Origin of the sequence: Halorubrum marinum (assembly GCF_048381195.1) — an archaeon.
Classification (GTDB): Archaea; Halobacteriota; Halobacteria; order Halobacteriales; family Haloferacaceae; genus Halorubrum.
In genome coordinates, this window is sequence record NZ_JBLWMM010000007.1 from 143709 (window position 1) to 159745 (window position 16037).

The 16037-nt window shown below is 67.6% G+C and carries 14 protein-coding genes; 4 read left to right on the forward strand and 10 right to left on the reverse strand.

The genetic code is table 11. The features are described 5' to 3' along the window. Nucleotides 1–130: 130 nt before the first annotated feature. Nucleotides 131–1507, forward strand: a complete 1377-nt coding sequence (locus tag ACNSN4_RS14225; protein ID WP_418286504.1) for an ABC transporter substrate-binding protein — start codon at nucleotides 131–133, stop codon at nucleotides 1505–1507. 360 nt (nucleotides 1508–1867) lie between these two features. Here the strand turns inward: ACNSN4_RS14225 and ACNSN4_RS14230 are convergent, their stop codons facing one another. The 5 genes from ACNSN4_RS14230 to lipA all read right to left on the reverse strand — a co-directional run bounded on the left by ACNSN4_RS14230 (nucleotide 1868) and on the right by lipA (nucleotide 7126). Beyond that, a complete protein-coding gene (locus ACNSN4_RS14230) occupies nucleotides 1868–2659 on the reverse strand; it encodes an ABC transporter ATP-binding protein (RefSeq protein WP_418286505.1) in 792 nt (263 codons plus the stop codon). Beyond that, nucleotides 2656–3546 carry an ABC transporter ATP-binding protein gene (locus tag ACNSN4_RS14235; protein WP_418286506.1) on the reverse strand — a complete coding sequence of 297 codons (891 nt, stop codon included), beginning with the start codon at nucleotides 3544–3546 and terminating at the stop codon, nucleotides 2656–2658. Before ACNSN4_RS14235 ends, ACNSN4_RS14230 begins: the two co-directional genes overlap by 4 nt. Beyond that, a complete protein-coding gene (locus ACNSN4_RS14240) occupies nucleotides 3539–4900 on the reverse strand; it encodes a branched-chain amino acid ABC transporter permease (RefSeq protein ID WP_418286507.1) in 1362 nt (453 codons plus the stop codon). Before ACNSN4_RS14240 ends, ACNSN4_RS14235 begins: the two co-directional genes overlap by 8 nt. Then, complete coding sequence (locus ACNSN4_RS14245; protein ID WP_418286508.1) at nucleotides 4897–6018, reverse strand: branched-chain amino acid ABC transporter permease; 1122 nt, start codon at nucleotides 6016–6018, stop codon at nucleotides 4897–4899. The genes ACNSN4_RS14240 and ACNSN4_RS14245 overlap by 4 nt, the downstream gene beginning before the upstream one ends. Before the next feature lie 169 nt (nucleotides 6019–6187). Next, on the reverse strand, nucleotides 6188–7126 hold the full coding sequence (gene lipA, locus ACNSN4_RS14250) for a lipoyl synthase (RefSeq protein WP_418286509.1): 939 nt from the start codon (nucleotides 7124–7126) through the stop codon (nucleotides 6188–6190). A gap of 143 nt (nucleotides 7127–7269) precedes the next feature. Here lipA and ACNSN4_RS14255 point away from each other — a divergent pair, with 143 nt between their 5' ends. Beyond that, nucleotides 7270–8733 (forward strand): MATE family efflux transporter, encoded by a 1464-nt coding sequence (locus ACNSN4_RS14255; protein ID WP_418286510.1) that lies wholly within the window; start codon nucleotides 7270–7272, stop codon nucleotides 8731–8733. 59 nt (nucleotides 8734–8792) lie between these two features. Here the strand turns inward: ACNSN4_RS14255 and ACNSN4_RS14260 are convergent, their stop codons facing one another. From ACNSN4_RS14260 to ACNSN4_RS14270, 3 genes are read right to left on the reverse strand one after another with little or no spacing between them, the layout of a single operon-like run. After that, a complete protein-coding gene (locus ACNSN4_RS14260) occupies nucleotides 8793–9335 on the reverse strand; it encodes a hypothetical protein (protein ID WP_418286511.1) in 543 nt (180 codons plus the stop codon). A gap of 37 nt (nucleotides 9336–9372) precedes the next feature. Then, nucleotides 9373–9939, reverse strand: coding sequence for an isochorismatase family protein (locus ACNSN4_RS14265; RefSeq protein ID WP_418286512.1), 567 nt, complete (start codon nucleotides 9937–9939; stop codon nucleotides 9373–9375). Continuing rightward, entirely contained in the window at nucleotides 9932–10804 is an 873-nt protein-coding gene (locus ACNSN4_RS14270) for a YqcI/YcgG family protein (RefSeq protein WP_418286513.1), read from the reverse strand. Before ACNSN4_RS14270 ends, ACNSN4_RS14265 begins: the two co-directional genes overlap by 8 nt. A 159-nt stretch (nucleotides 10805–10963) precedes the next feature. On the opposite strand from ACNSN4_RS14270, the gene ACNSN4_RS14275 reads away from it, so the two are divergent. Continuing rightward, the gene (locus ACNSN4_RS14275; protein WP_418286514.1) at nucleotides 10964–12142 is read left to right on the forward strand and encodes a M24 family metallopeptidase; all 1179 of its coding nucleotides are present in this window, start codon (nucleotides 10964–10966) and stop codon (nucleotides 12140–12142) included. A 44-nt stretch (nucleotides 12143–12186) separates the two neighbouring features. On the opposite strand, the gene ACNSN4_RS14280 is transcribed toward ACNSN4_RS14275, so the two are convergent. Continuing rightward, nucleotides 12187–13158 (reverse strand): D-2-hydroxyacid dehydrogenase, encoded by a 972-nt coding sequence (locus ACNSN4_RS14280; RefSeq protein WP_418286515.1) that lies wholly within the window; start codon nucleotides 13156–13158, stop codon nucleotides 12187–12189. 157 nt (nucleotides 13159–13315) lie between these two features. Here ACNSN4_RS14280 and ACNSN4_RS14285 point away from each other — a divergent pair, with 157 nt between their 5' ends. Next, entirely contained in the window at nucleotides 13316–14596 is a 1281-nt protein-coding gene (locus tag ACNSN4_RS14285) for an amidohydrolase (RefSeq protein WP_418286516.1), read from the forward strand. 76 nt (nucleotides 14597–14672) lie between these two features. On the opposite strand, the gene ACNSN4_RS14290 is transcribed toward ACNSN4_RS14285, so the two are convergent. Continuing rightward, nucleotides 14673–16034 carry an aminotransferase class III-fold pyridoxal phosphate-dependent enzyme gene (locus ACNSN4_RS14290; protein WP_418286517.1) on the reverse strand — a complete coding sequence of 454 codons (1362 nt, stop codon included), beginning with the start codon at nucleotides 16032–16034 and terminating at the stop codon, nucleotides 14673–14675. Between the last annotated feature and the right edge of the window lie 3 nt (nucleotides 16035–16037).

A 16037-nucleotide genomic window follows, 5' to 3' on the forward strand; every position in this document is an offset into this window, starting at 1 on the left:
GATATCACGCCCCGGCCGTACACCCCAATAAGGTCCTGTTTACAGCCGTCTGAGTCACTGCCGTCTGGCCCGGGTGGTATTTGTGCGCGTGGATACACTTATAATGTCCCGTATGGTATGTCGTAACAGCATGACGCGAAGAATCCAGCGACGCGACGTGATCAGAGGTGCCGGGGCGGCCGGTATCGCAGCCATCGCCGGCTGCTCGACCGAGGACCCTGACGACGGAGCGAACGGCGACGACGGAGCGAACGGCGACGACGGAATGAACGGCGACGACGGAGCGAACGGCGACGACGACTCCGATGTCCCCGACGCCGTGATGGTCGTCGGGTTCCCGCAGTCCGGCATCCAGCTGTTCCGCGACTACTATTCGGAGTTTGCGGACCAGTCACCGGATCTCGATATCATCGTGCCCGACGGGCTCATCGACCCCGACCTGCCGGGCGAGGTCGACAACGACATGAACAACGTGATCGGTACGAACCCCTCCGCCGCCGGTCCCGGCGCCGACTTCTACGCCGACGCGTACGAAGACGCCTACGGCGAGGGCCCCGGCGTGTTCACCGCACAGGCGTACGACGCGATGGCGGTCAACGTCCTCGCGACGGTCGCGGCCGGAGAGAACACCGGCTCAGAGGTCCGCGATCGCGTTCGGAGCGTTACCAATCCCGGTGGCGAGGAGTTCGGTCCGGAGACCCTCGTCGACGCGGTCGAGGCGGTCGCCGCCGGAGATCGAATCCGCTACGTCGGCGCGTCGTCGAGCGTCGACTTCGACGTTAACGGTGACATCGTCACCGCGGCGTACGACATCGTCGACTTCCAAGACGGCGAGTTGAACACGGTCGACACGGTCGAGTTCGGTTCGGAACTCACCGAAGAAGACGAGGCCGCGCCAGCGGCGGACCCCGTCGGCGTCGACGACTTCGAGGCCCGAGTCGGCGTGTTGCTCCCGGAGACCGGTGACCTCGGTCCGCTCGGCGTGCCGATCCGCGACGGCGCGCTGCTCGCGGCCGACCAGATCAACGACGCCGACGTCGGCGTCAGCGTGGACGTACGCGTGGAGGACACCCAGACCGACCCACAGGCGGGAATCTCCGGTGCGAACGCGCTCGTCGACGCCGGTTACTCGTCCGTCGTCGGTCCCGCCTCCTCGAACGTCAACTTCCAGGTCACAGACCAGGTTCTCATCCCGAACGGCGTCGTCGGCATCTCGCCGTCTTCGACCGCTCCGGGAATCACGGACCTCGACGACGACGGCTACATCTTCCGGACGGCCGCGTCCGACGTGCTGCAGGGACCGGCGCTGGCGGAACTCGCGGTCAGCGACCGCGTGGGTGCCGAAAGCTCCGGCACGCTGTACCTCAACGACGACTACGGGCAGGCGCTCGAAGAGGAGTACGTCAACAGCTTCGGGGACGCTGGCGGCGATGTCCGCGAGCGCGTCTCCTTCGAGCCCGAACAGGCGTCCTACTCGAGCCAGTGGGGCGACGTCCTGCAGCTGTAAGCCGCACAGCACTCACTCAGACTGCGTATTTTTCCGTCGGTCATCGCCCGCGTTGTAGCCGTTGCTGTCGGTGCGATGGATTCCGATCAAACACAGCAGCGATCAATCGCTAGATACGCTGTACTGACACAGAGCGGGTTAGATTACGGAGAATCGAGGAGAAAGCCTCGCGCTTCAGCGCGGGGAGGATATCAAAGCAGCTACTACTGATTTCAACAGAGTCAAACAGCCGACAGCAACACCCGCATTCAGCTTATAACTAGCCGAGCGACCGTACTGCGTCATCCACTCCTGCCATCAATCACAAGCTGTTTTTTGGCGACCCAGCTGTTTCGGACGACAACCCACACCGGCCGCCGATCACCCGCCGAGGAAGTCCTTCCGAACGTCCTCGTCGCCGAGCAGCACCTCGCCGCGGTCCGTGTAGCGGTTCTCCCCGTTGACCAGCACGTAGCCGCGGTCACAGCGGCGAAGCGCCTCCTTCGCGTTCTGTTCCACCATCAGCACCGCCGTTCCGCTCTCGTTGATCCGATCGATCCGGTCGAACATGTCGGCGACGAGGTCGGGCGCGAGCCCGGCCGAGGGCTCGTCCAACAACAGCAGGTCGGGATCGAGCATCAGCGCCCGACCCATCGCGACCATCTGTCGCTGGCCGCCGGAGAGCGTGCCCGCCTTCTGCGCCTGTCGCTCGCGCAGGATCGGGAAGCGGTCGAATATCTCCTCGATCCGGTCTTCCGGCACGCTGTCGAGGATGTACGCGCCCATTTCGAGGTTCTCGCGGACGCTCAGTCCGGGGAAGACGTTGTCGGTCTGCGGGACGAAGCCGATCCCCTTTCGGATGATCTGTTCGGGCGCGAGCCCGTGGATGTCGTTCCCCTCGAAGTCGACCGTGCCGTCCATGTACGTCGTGAGGCCGAACACGGTCTTCATCACCGTCGACTTTCCGGCTCCGTTGGGGCCGACGATGGTGACGTACTCCTCGGCGGCGACGTCGAGGTCGACATCTGAAAGGATCTGGAGGTCGCCGTACCCGGCATCGAGGTCGCGAATTCGGAGGATCGCATCGCCGTCGACGGTGTGTGCCGTCCCGGCCGAGGCGCCCGTCGCAGACGGCTCGTTCTCCCGAACGTCGACCGCGGGGTCGTCGCTCATATGTCCTCCCCCAGGTACGCCTCGATGACCTCCTCGTTGTTCCGTATCTCGTCGCCGGTGCCCTCGGCGAGAACTTTCCCCTGATGCATGACGATGACGCGTTCGCAGTTGTTCATGATGATGTCCATGTCGTGCTCGACGAGCAGGAACGTGTAGCCGTCCTCGCGGAGCCGATGAATGCGTTCCAAGAGCTTCTCTTCGAGGGTCGGGTTGACCCCCGCGAGCGGCTCGTCCAACAGCACCAGCTCCGGATCGGTCATCAGCGCGCGAGCCATCTCGAGGAGCTTTCGTTGACCGCCCGAGAGGTTACCGGCGTGTTCGGTCGCGAGGTGGTCGATCTCGAAGAAGTCGAGCGTCTCCCAGGCGCGCTCGCGGATCTCCTCCTCCTGTTCGATGACGCCGCTCCGGAGCCCGGGCGTGACGGCACGGATCGCCGACTCGCCGATCTGGCCCTTCGGCGCGAGCATCAGGTTCTCGAGGACGGTCATCTCCTCCAGTTCGCGGGCGATCTGGAACGTCCGCACGAGCCCCTTCCGTGCGATCTGATACGGTTCGAGCCCGGTGATGTCCTGGTTTTTGAAGTACACCTTCCCCGCGGTCGGCTCGTGGACCCCGGTGATGCAGTTGAACGTCGTCGACTTCCCGGCCCCGTTCGGACCGATGAGCCCGGTCAGCGAGCCCTGTTCGACCTCGAAGGAGGCCCCGTCGACGGCGGTAACGCCGCCGAACCGCTTGACGAGTCCCTCGACTCGGAGCGGCACGCCGGCAGGCACGCGCTTCGCCGCCTCTTCGACGGGACTGTCGTTAGCCTCCGGTTCGGCGCTCGGGGTGCCGCCCGCCGCGTCGTCCGCGGCGGGATCGGACGCGTCCGGAACGTCGCTACTCATCGCGCTCACCTCCCTGCGGCCGCTCGGAGAGGTCGACGGCGGCCGCCGTCTCGATCCGATCGCCGAGGATGCCGTCGGGTCGGCGGTGCATGAGGAATATCAGTATCAGCCCGAGGAACACGAACTGCAGCGGCGCGACGTTGTCCGTGGCGAACGCGAGGAACGCCGTCGGGTCGAGCGATACGACGGCGTCCGCGAACGACGGCGGCGTCGGGGCGTCGATGATTCCCCGGATCGCCGACCCCGCGCGGCGCGGTCCTTCGAACAGCACCGCCGCGAAGACGATACCGCCGAGGACCGACCCGGTGTTCGAACCGGAGCCGCCGATGATCACGGCGACGAAGATGTAGAAGGTTAAGAGCGGCATGAACTGCGGCGTCGGCGAGACGTTCCCCTGGCTGCCGAACCAGAGGATCCCCGCGAGCCCCATGAGCGCACAGCCGATCATGAACACCTTGACCTTGATCAGGTTGACGTTCTTACCGAGCGAGTCGGCGACGAGTTCGTCCTCGCGAATCGCCTTGAGGTTCCGTCCGAACGGCGAGTGGCCGAGCCGCTCCAACAGGACGTAGAAGCCGACGAGGAACGCGGCGAGCACGGCCACGTATCCCCAGCCGATGAGGATGTTGTGCGCGATGCCGACGCCGCCGTCGCCCAGCACCCCGAAGACCAGTTCGCCGAACGCGGTCGGGTTTCCGGCGCGCCCGTCAACGAGGAACAGTCCCCGGACCGGGTTGTCCGGCATCCCCATCCCGCGGCCGCCACCGGTCCCGGCCCCGATCGTCTCTCTGAGGAACGTGTCGAACGCGCTCGACTGGAGCGTCAACCGGATGATCTCCGAGAGCCCGAGCGTGACGATTGCGAGGTAGTCGGCCTTGAGCCGTAGGGCAGGGAGCGCCGCGAGCAGCCCGATAACGGACGCCATCGCCATGCCAGCCACGATGCCGACCGGGAGCGGGAGCCCGAATCCCGGGGGGCCGAACGCCGGGTCCGGCGATCGGACGACCATTCCCATCGTGTAGACGCCGACGGCCATGAAGCCGGCAACGCCGATGTTGAACAGCCCGGTGTACCCCCAGTGGAGGTTCAACGCGAGCGCGGAGAGCGCGTACACCAGTCCGAGGAACGTCAGCGTCCGCATCAGACCCACGACGCTGTTGAGTCCGTCCGTGAACGTCAACACGGTCGCGCCCGCGTACACCAGTAGCAGGGTCACGATGACGAGCCCGAGGTCGCTCTGCCGAAGCGCGTCGAGCACCGCTCCGGTCGCGCTGTCGGGGCCGCCTCCCCCGTTCGCGTCGTCGGGGTCGCCGCGATCAGCGTCATCCGATCGGGCGGTCGTCTCGTCGCTCATGCGGTCGACACCCCCTCGAAGATCCCCTCGGGACGCACGAGGAGCACGGCGATCATCACGGCGAAGACGGCCGCTTCGTTGAAGTCCGACGGGATCCACACCGTCGACGTCGTGAACACCACGCCGATGACGATCCCCCCGGCGATCGCGCCGTAGACGGAGCCGATACCGCCGAGGATCACCGCGGCGAACATCAACAGGAGGAGCAGCCAGCCGAAGTCGAACTGGATCGTGCCCCGGAGGAGGACGTAGAGGTAGCCCGAGGCACCGGCGAGCCCGCCGCCGATGAGCCACGTCGCGGTGACGACGCGCTCGGCCGGGATTCCGGTGATAAGGGCCAGGTCCTTGTTGTCGGCCATCGCCCGCATCGCAGTGCCGAGCTTCGTGCGCTGTAGCATGAAGTGCATCGCGAGCATCAGCCCGATCGAGGCGACGACGAGCGTCAGCTGGTGGGCGTTGATCGACAGGCCGAGCGGGCCGAACACGATGTTCGACGCGTCGAGCGTCGCGGTCACGCCGCGGCGGCTGGAGCCGTAAACGAACTGCAGGAGGTATCTGACGACCAGGGCGACGCCGATCGAGGCGATGAGCAGCGAAATGCCGCTGCGGTCGCGCATCGGCTTATAAAATAGCCTGTCGAGCGCGAGCGCCACCAGCGCGGTGACGACGAACGCCGTCACGAGCCCCAGTAACACTGCGACCGGAGTCGTGAGGATGTGTGCGCCGATCTCACCGGGGGTGACGCTTCCGGCGCCGCGAACGGTCGCGAGCGCGCGGAGCGGCGCGTCGCCGAACGCCGCGATAACGAAGGCGACGCCCCACCCGGTGAACGCGCCCGTGCTGACGAGGTCACCGTGCGAGAAGTTCGCGAACGAGAGGATGCTGTACGTCATCGAGAGACCGATACCCGCGAGGCCGATCACGAGGCCGATCACGACCCCGTTCCAGAGGTTGGAGCCGAGTCGGCCTACCGAAAGCGACCCGCCGAGCGGACCGACAGAGACTCCCGCGAGCTTTGCGGCGAGGTCGACGAGGAGGAGGCCGCCGAAGAGCGCGAGGAAGAGAAGCCCCGGCCGGGCCCGCACCGTGTCAACCACCGACGATTCAGTTGTTCCCATGTGTGCGTCTCACTGACGCAGGGTCAGACATGGAGGGATAAATAACTCGCTGTTAGGCCGGTATCGGTGACGGCAGATATCGCGCCAAAAGCCAATTTTAGTCTCATATTATCGCGGATAGAACTGCGACGACTAGCGACGCGTCGGTCTCGTCGGGGCGAAGTACCTCTCAGTCGCCGCCCGCGGCCCGTGCGTGTCGGCGCGCGTCCTCGGCCGAGCGCCCCTCCCGAAGCAACGCCTCGACGAACAGTTCGCCCGCCTTGTACGAGGAGCGGACCATCGGTCCCGACGCGCAGTAGAGGAAGTCGAACTCCTCCTCCGCGACCGCGCGCCACGTCTCGAAGACGTCTGGGTGGACGTAGTCGAACACGTCGAGGTGCGAGCGCGACGGCTGGAGGTACTGCCCGAAGGTGACCACGTCGACGCCGACCTCGCGGAGGTCGCCGAGGGTGCGGTACACCTCGTGGTCGTACTCGCCGACGCCGAGCATGAGACTCGTCTTGGTGTGAACCTCGGACTCGCGGTCGACCTGATCGAGCACCGAAAGCGACTGCTCGTAGTCCGCGCGGCGGTCTCGAACGGGCCACTGGAGCCGTTCTACGGTCTCGACGTTGTGCGCGATCACGTCCGGACCGGCGTCGATGATCCGACGTATCGCCTCGGGATCGCCCTGGAAGTCGGGGATGAGCGTCTCCACGAGGATCCCCGGGTCGCGCCGCTTGATCTCGCGGATCGTCTCGGCGAAGTGCGCGGAGCCGCCGTCGGCGAGGTCGTCGCGGTCGACCGACGTGAGCACGACGTAGTCGAGGCCGATCTCCGCGACGGCGTCGGCGACGTTCGCCGGTTCGTCGGGATCGAGTGCGTCCATGCCCCCGGTCTCGACGTCACAGAAGTTGCACCCGCGCGAGCAGCGGTCGCCCATGAGCATGAACGTCGCCGTGCCCGGCCCGTCCCGACCGGACCAGCACTCGCCCATGTTGGGGCAGTTGGCCGCTTCACACACGGTGTGGAGGTCGCGATCGCGGAGCGTCTCCGTGATCTCGGTGAAGCGCGTGCCGGACGGGGGACGCGACTTCAGCCAGTCCGGTTTCCGACGGCCGCGTTGCATACCCGACCCACGGCGGCCGGGTGCAAAAACGTGAGGATCGGGAGCACTGAGACGACTCCGACTCGCGACGGGTCCGGTCCGAACACGTCTCCTATTCAACATCAATATACTTTTATTATAGCTATCCAATCCGGAACTATCGGATGTTCGACATCGACCGTGAGGCGATCACCGACGGGCCGGTGGGGCGGGTGCTTCTCGTGCTCGCGGCGCCGCTCGTCGCGCAGAACCTCGTGTACGTCGCGAACGCGCTCGTCGACACGTTCTGGCTCGGTCGCGTGAGCGAGGACGCCGTCGCCGCGGTCGGTCTCAGCCTCCCGATCCAGTCGTTCCTCGGTGCGACCGTCGTAGTGGCCGCGATCGGCACGCAGATCCTCGTCGCGCAGCGCGCCGGCGGCGACGACGACGCGGGCGCTCGGCGCGTCGCGGTCAACGGCGGGCTCGTCGCGCTCGCGATCACGGTCGCGGTCGCGGTTCCCGTGGTCGTCTACGCCGAAGACCTGGTGCGGTTCCTCGGTGCGGACCCCGCGCTCGCAGGCGTCACCGCCACCTACCTCGCGATCATCGTCGCCGTCCTCCCCGTGGGCGCGGTCGGCGACACCGTCGAGAACTGCTTTACCGCCTACGGCGACACGCGCGCGGTGCTTCACGTCAGCGTCCTCAGCGTGCTCGTCAACCTCGTCGCCGCCCCCGTGCTCATCTTCGGCGTCGGCCCGGTTCCGGCGCTGGGCGTCGCGGGCGCAGCGCTCGGTACGGTGCTCGCAGGGATCGTCGGACTCGTCCACGTGCTCGCGTACGCCGCCGGGATCCGCCGCGACACGTTCCGACTCACCCGAGAGGCGTTCGCGGTCGACCTCGGGGCGATCCGCGAGGTCGTCGCCGTCGGGCTCCCGCTGGGCGGGCAGCGCGGGGTGAGCGAACTCGTCCGCGTGCTCGTCGTCGGGCTCGTCGCGATCGCCGGCGGCGCGGCGGGCGTGGCGGCCTACACCGTCGGCGCGCGCGTGGCCACCCTCGCCATCGTCCCCGCGCTCGGGATGCAGCAGGCCGCCCAGTCGATGATCGGACAGAACCTCGGCGCGGACGCCCCGCGTCGCGCCCGGCGGACGACGACCGTCGGGACCGAGATGGTCGTCGTCGGGTTCCTCGCGCTCGGCGTCGTCCAGTTCCTGTTCGCGGGCCAGATCGTCGACCTGCTCGCGCCCGACCTCACCGCGACGGGTCGGGAGCTCTCGGTGTTGTACCTGCAGATCCTCGCCGCCTCCTACTGGGCGCTCGGCGGGACCTACACTATCTTGGCCGGGTTCAACGGCGCCTCGCGCACCCGGACGTCGTTCGTCGCGGACCTGATCAAGTACTGGGGGATCCGCTTCCCGATCGCGGTCGCGGCGGTGCCCGCGACGGCGACGTTCGGCGCCGCCGGTACCGCCGTCGCGCCGGGGCTCGGATGGGGAGTCGAGGCCGTGTTCTGGGCGGTCGCCGTCTCGAACGTCGTCGGGTTCCTCGGGCTCGGTGCGTACTTCTGGTACACGACTCGACAGGGGATGTTCGCGAACGCCGCGGAGCGTGCAAGCGGCGGCGACGGCGGGAGTACGGACGCCGCCGACTGACGCCACCGGCTGACGTCACCGATTGACGCGGCCGACGGGCCCGGTCGCGGTCGGCGGGCTCAGCCGAGGTCGGTGACGCGGGCCGACCCGACGGCGTCGCCGTCGCTGATCAGCCGAACCGTCACCGCCTCTTGCCCGGGGTGAAGCCAGTCGCGGGGAACGGCGACCGTCGCCGTCTCGTCGGGGGCGAGGACGACGGGGTCGATCGGCGCGACCGACTCCTCGTCGTCGGGAAACGCGAGCGTGGCCCGCGCCACCCGGATCGGTTCGGCGCCGTCGTTGCGGAGGGTGACGGCGAAGCGATCGACAGCGCGTTTCTCGCCGGACGGCGAGACCGCGATATCGACGTCGGTGACGCGGATCGGGCGCGCCGTCTCCGAACTAACGTCGTCGGCCGCTCCGGGCCCAGATTGGTGGCCGTCCCCGTCGCTTCCGGCGTCGCCGTCCGATCCCTGCACGTCCTCGTCGGCGAATTTCGCGAAACACCGGTAGCATCGGTACACGGTCAGGTCCGGCGGCGGGACGTGACCGCCGTTCATCCGGATCGCGGTCACGAGAAAGCGGCTCCCGCACTCCGGACAGTTCGGCGTCCCGTGGAACACGGATGGCACTTCTTTCGGGAGGGATATGGGTTTTCGGTCAGTCGTCGAGGATATCGCCGCTCTCGATCACGGTCGCGAACTCGCCGTGCAGGTGCGCGAGCGCGACGCGGTGGGACGTTTCCGGGTCGATCCGCTCGCCGTCGTACCCCTTCCGGGCGTGAGCCGCGGTCGCGTCGGCGACGACGACCACGTCGTACCCGCGATTCTCGGCCGTCCGTGCCGTCGTCGAGACGCAGTGGTCGGTGGTCAGCCCGCAGATCACGAGCGTTCCGTACCCGCGCTCTTCGAGCCACGCGTCGAGTCCGGTGTCGAGGAAGGCCCCGTTGACGCGCTTCTCGAACGTCGCCTCCCCGTCGTCGGGAGCCGTCTCCGGCTTCCACGCGAACCCCGGCGCGTCCGGCCGGAGCGGGGAGTCGCGCTCCGTCGAGGCGTGACGCACGTGCGCGACCGGGCGGTCGGTCTCGCGCCACCGGGCGAGGAGCGCGGCCGCGCTCGCCTCGGCCTCGGGGTTGTTGCGGTCGCCCCAGTCCGATTCGTCGAAGCCGGTCTGGAAGTCGACGAGGAGGAGGACGGCGTCGTCCGAAATCGACGTGTCCTCAGTCATCGCCGAGTCCCGTCGTGACCCCAGGCGATTCAGTTCCGAGAGCGCGCCGGTCGGCGAGCCGCCGCCACGCCCCCCGCTCCAACAGCGCCTCGGGCGCCTTCGGATGTTCGCGGGTCGGTCGCAGCGGACACGCGTCCGGGCTCGCGTCGTCGTCCTCGCGGAAGAGGTACTGCGTCCACTCGCGGTCGCCCTCGGCCCCCCAGTTCCCGAGGTCGGCGTGCGGACAGACCCCGTCGTACTCCGCCATTCGCGACTGGATGACCTCGCGAGCGTGCTGCCCCGCCTCGGTGTCGGCGGTAAGTCCCTCGAAGACGGCACGCGGCTGGAACGTGATCTCTAAGCCGATCGGCGAGTACCGGCTCTTCCGCTCGTCGTAAAAGGGCGCACGCGAGGTCGGGAACAGGGGCTCCCCGCCGAAGCAGAACTCCCAGTGCGGGTCGTCCGGGTCCGTCGGGATCGACTCCGGCCACGGCTCCGGATCGTGGACGTGGAGGAACTCCAAGACGTGCCACAGCCGCTCGTGATAGTGCGCCTCGCCGGGCTCGTCGTCGGGCGGCCTGAAAAAGACGGCCAGCGGGGCGCGGTCGGCGTGGTCCGCATACGTGTCGAGGTATTCGAGGAGGACGTCGCGGAACCGGAGCAGCGCGACGGGATCGGTCGTCGACTCGCACGCGGCGTACAGCAGCTCGCCCTCCCGCTCGACCTCGATGCCGAAGTAACACGGGAACGGAGAGCCGTCACGCTCCCCGAGCATCGACTCGCGGAAGGTGCGGTAGTGCGCCTGCAGCCAGTCGGGCGCGTCGCCGAGCCGATCGTGGAGCGCCTCCTGATCCAGCAGCACACCCTCGGTTCCGGGCTCGTTCATACGGGATATGCGCGGCAGTCGGGCTTGTGGCTTTCGCTGAGGGCGATGTGATCGGGTTGAGACGGGCGCAGGACACGCGGGTTTGTAAACGGATTCCGTATTGGATATACACAAAATACTTTTCAGGTGCGTGTGAGTGTGTCTCAATAGAACTCCCGTATGCCAGGAGACGTCTTTCCGCAATCGGAGTACGAGACGCGGGTCGAACGAACGAAAGAGCGGCTCCACGAACGCGACCTCGACGCGGTCGTCGTCTCGGACCCCGCGAACATGAACTACCTCGCGGGGTACGACGGGTGGTCGTTTTACGTCCACCAGGCGGTCGTCGTCGCGCGCGATCACCCCGAGCCGGTGTGGGTCGGCCGCGACATGGACAAGAACGGTGCCCGGGCGACGACGTGGCTCTCGGAGCCGAACATGCGGGCGTACAGCGACGACCACGTCCACTCGCCGTACGACCTGCACCCGATGGACTTCCTCGCAGACGTCCTGCGTGATTTGGAAGTCGAAGACGGTCGGGTCGGGGTCGAGATGGACGCCGCGTACTTCACGGCGAAGTCGTACACGCGGCTGCAGTCGGAGCTCCCGGACGCCGAGCTCGTCGACGCGGATCTGCTCGTCAACTGGATTCGGGTACGGAAGTCCGACCGGGAGATCGAGTACATGCGAGAGGCGGCGCGGATCTCGGAGTCGGCGATGCTCGCCGGTCTCGACGCCATCGAGCCGGGAGTCCCCGAGTACGAGGTCGCGGCCGAAATCTACGACAGACTGATCAGAGGCACGGACGAGTACGGCGGCGACTATCCGGCGATCGTTCCGCTGATGCCGTCGGGCGACCACACGGGGACCCCGCACCTCACGTGGACCGATCGGGAGTTCGCGGACGGCGATCCGGTGCTCATCGAACTCTCGGGATGCCGGCACCGCTATCACTCGCCGCTGGCGCGGACGGCGTTCGTCGGCGATCCGCCGGAGGCGGTCGAGCGGACCGCCGAGATCGTTTCAGAGGGGATCGACGCCGCGCTGGACGCGGTCGAGCCGGGGGTCACCTGCGAGCGCGTCGAGGCGGCGTGGCGCGAGACGATAGCGCGGTACGGCGTCGAGAAGGAGGACCGGATCGGGTATTCGATGGGGCTCGGCTACCCGCCGGACTGGGGGGAACACACCGCCAGCATCCGCCCCGGCGACGAGACGGTTCTCGAAGCGGGGATGACGTTCCACATGATACCGGGGCTGTGGGAGGACGAGTTCGGCGTCGAACTGAGCGAGACGTTCACGGTCACGTCGACGGGCGCGGAGACGCTCGCGGACTTCCCGCGGCGGCTCTTCAGGGCGTAACACCTCGGCGAACTCACTCGCCGTAAGTCGGAGCGCGCACGAGGTTACGGAGCGCGCACGAGGTTACGGAGAGACGCCGGATCCTCGCCCGCGTCGAGCGCGGCGACGTTATCGGCCACGATCGCCGCGAGGCGGTCCCAGTGTTTCGGCGTGTGTCCCCCGGTATGAGGCGTTATCAGACAGTTTTCGAGGTCCCATAAGGGATGGTCCGCCGGGAGCGGCTCCGGGTCGGTCACGTCGAGGGCCGCACCGCGTATCCCGCTCGATTGAAGCGCCGACACCAGCGCGTCCGTGTCGACGATCCCGCCGCGGGCCGCGTTGACGACGACGGCGTGCGGCGGCAGCGTCGCCAGTTCTTCCTCGCCGATAAGCCCGCGAGTGAGCTCGTTGAGCGGGCACGCGACGACGACGTAGTCGCTTCGGGCGAGCGCGTCGTGGATCGCGTCCGGCTCGAAGCCGACGACCTCGTCGGTCGGACCGCCTTTGGAGGGGGTGTATCTAACGCCGATCGTCTCGACGCCGAAGCCGTCGAGCCGGTCGACGACGTGCTGGCCGATGGACCCGAGTCCGATCACGGTGACCGTGCTCCCGGCGAACTCGAACGACTGGAAGTGCCGCCACTCGGCGTTCGACTTGCGACGCCACCCCTCGTGGAGCCGTCGAGCGAAGACGAGCACGTTGGCGATCGTCTGCTCTGCGATTCCCGGAGCGTGGATCCCCCCGGCGTTGGTGACGACGACTCCCTCGTCTGCTAGCGCCTCGACCGGAACGTGATCCGTGCCGGCGAACGTACACGCGAACAGTTCGAGTCGGTCGGCGTCAGCGATCAGTTCCTCCGAGACGGTGATGCCGGTGACCACCCGAGCGCGCGGGACCAGTTCGCGTTCCGCGGCTGGCGTGCGCGCGAGAGCCACGTCCTGGTCCGGCAGGTGCTCGCGCAGCGTCTCGGCGTACGATTCCATCGACAGTCCTTCAGTCCCCTCGCGGAGAACGACGACGTCAGGCTCTGCTGTCATGGGTTGTGTGTCCACCTCGTGGGTGAGTGGTGTGGTCACCCCGTGGTGGTGTCGGTCAAGCGTTCACCGGTGACTCACTTACGTTTTCGTATTCTTTGTACACGATCATCGTGTATACCTACGTACGCTTAAGTCCGTTCGGGAGACATGCACACTCATGACACGACCTGTTGCAGAGCGGCTAACCGAGTTACGGCGAGAGTTTCACCGGCACCCCGAGCCCGGCTGGCGCGAGTTCTACACGACCAGTCGTCTCGTCGAGGAGATCGAGGCGATCGGTGTCGACGAGCTCGCGGTGGGCCGAGAGGCGTACGACCCGGACGACCGCATGGCCGTGCTCGACGACGACGCCTACGAGCCGTGGGTCGAGCGCGCCCGCGAGCGAGGGGCTCGCGAGGACGTGCTCGAACGAACCGCAGGCGGGGTCACCGGCTGCGTCGCGGTCGTCGACCGCGGCGAGGGGCCGACGGTCGGCCTCCGGGTCGATATCGACGGGCTGTTCATCGAGGAGTCCGACGCCGCAGACCATCTTCCCGCCCGAGAGGGGTTCCGAGCGGAGGTCGACGGGACGATGCACGCCTGCGGCCACGACGCGCACATGACGTGGGGGCTCGCGGTCCTCGAAGCCGTCGCGGAGAGCGACTTCGAGGGCCGGTTCGTCGTCTTCTTCCAACCGGCCGAGGAGATCGGCGGCGGCGGCTACCCGATGGCGGAGAGCCGGTTCGCCGACGGGCTCGATTACCTGTTCGCGGCACACGTCGGCCTCGGCCATCCGACCGGCCGAGTCGTCGCGGGGATCGAGCGCCCGCTGGCGATGGCGCACATCGACGCGTCGTTCGAGGGGGTGTCCGCCCACGCGGGTAAGGCTCCCGAACAGGGCGAGAACGCGATGCAGGCGCTCGGCACCGCCATCTCGAACGCCTACGGCATTCCGCGCCACAGCGAGGGCATGACGCGCGTGAACGTCGGGTACGCGGAGGCCGGGAGCGCGAGCAACGTGATCGCCGAACACGCGCGGGTCGAGGCCGAAGCACGCGGTGAGACGACGGCGATAAAAGAGTACGCCAAATCGCGGCTGGAGCGGGCGTTCCGCGGCGCGGCCGTCTCGCACGGGTGCGAACTGGAGTTCGAGGTAGTCAGCGAATCGCCGCGCGCGGACAGCGACCCCGCGCTCGTCGACCACGTCGCCAGGGTCGCCGAGGGGGTCGACGGGGTCGACGAGGTGGTCCCGACGGCCGATTTCGGGGCGAGCGAGGACGCGACGTTCCTGATGAAACGCGCACAGGAAGACGGCGGGCTCGCGGCGTACCTGATCGTCGGGACGGACCATCCCACCGATCACCACACGCCGACGTTCGACGTCGACGAGCGCAGCCTGCGGACCGGCGTCGATACGCTCACCGAGGCCGTAGTACAGGCACACTCGCTGTCGAAGTGAGCGAGGGAACCGAGCCGACGGGAGAGAACCGAGCCGACGGGAGAGAACCGAGCCGACGGGAAGGAACCGGCCGTCCTCAGGCAGTCGTCGGCGTCGGTCCCGCGGCCGCGACCGCGTCGAGGAAGATCGAGACCCCGAGGTCGATCTCGCGTTCCGTCGAGTCGAGCGGGGGAAGGAGTCGGATCGTCTTCTTCCCGCAGCCGAGCGTGAGCAGGCCGCGCTCCAACGCCTCGACGACCACGTCGCTGCGACGGTCGGGGGTGTCGAACTCGACGGCGAGCATGAGCCCCTTCCCGCGCACGTCGACCACGTGATCGCCCGCGTCGTCGACGAGCAGTTCTTTGGCCTGTCGGCCGCGCTCGGTGGCGTTTTCCAGCAGGTCGTGCTCGTCGATCGCCTCCAGCGTGAACGCTCCCATCATCGAACCGAGGAGGTCGCCGCCGCCGAACGTCGAGCCGAGACGGTTCTTCTCCGACGGGAAGAGGTCCGACCGGGAGACCGTCGCGCCGACGCGCAGCGCCTTCGCGCTCGCGATCACGTCCGGCTCGATGGCGTAGTGGTCCGCCGCCCACATCTCGCCCGTCCGGCCGATCCCCGACTGGATCTCGTCGACGACGAGCGGGATGTCGTACGCGTCGGTAACGGCCGCCACTTCGTCCATGAACGCTTCGCTCGGGAAGCGGTAGCCGCCGACGCCCTGGATCGGTTCGAGCGTCAGGAACGCGATTTCTGAGGGGTCGACGTGGCCGCCCTCGGGCGCGAGCATGTCCCGGAGCTGCGAGCCGCCGCCCGCGAAGAAACCGCAGTCGCAGCTCGCGGCGTCACAGCCGCGATCCGCACAGAACGGGACCGTCTCGATGCCGCTGATCTCGGGATACCGGCGCGTGTACACGTCCTTGGACTTCGTCAGCGAGAGGGTTCCGAGGGTGCGGCCGTGGAAGCTGCCGGCGAAGGCGACGCCGTACTTCGCGGGCGCCCGGTGGTCGTGCGTGATCTTCATCGCGTTCTCCATCGCCTCGGCGCCGGAGTTCGAGAGGAACACCGTGTCCATCCCGTAGTGACTGCTGACGTCGGTCAGTCGGTCCATGAGATGACTCGACCCCGGGAACTCCGCCTCCGCCGGGTTCGGTCCCGATCCGAAGTACATGTCTTGGCCGGCGATCTTCATCGGCTCGACGAGGTCGAACTCCCGTACCTTCGAGAGCACCTTCTCGTTGTTGTACCCGAGCGGGGCCGCGCCGATGTGACAGGTGAAATCCAGCAGCACGTTGCCGTCGACGTCGGTGACGAAGGGTCCGTCGGCCTCGCGGGTCACGTCCCAGACGAACTCGTGTGAGTACTCGCTGGGTGCGGAGTGCGACTGGTGGAACTCGATCCAGCGCTGCGCGTTCGGACCGGGGAGCGCGTCCCCGTGGGGTTCCGCCGTGTCCCGATTCATACA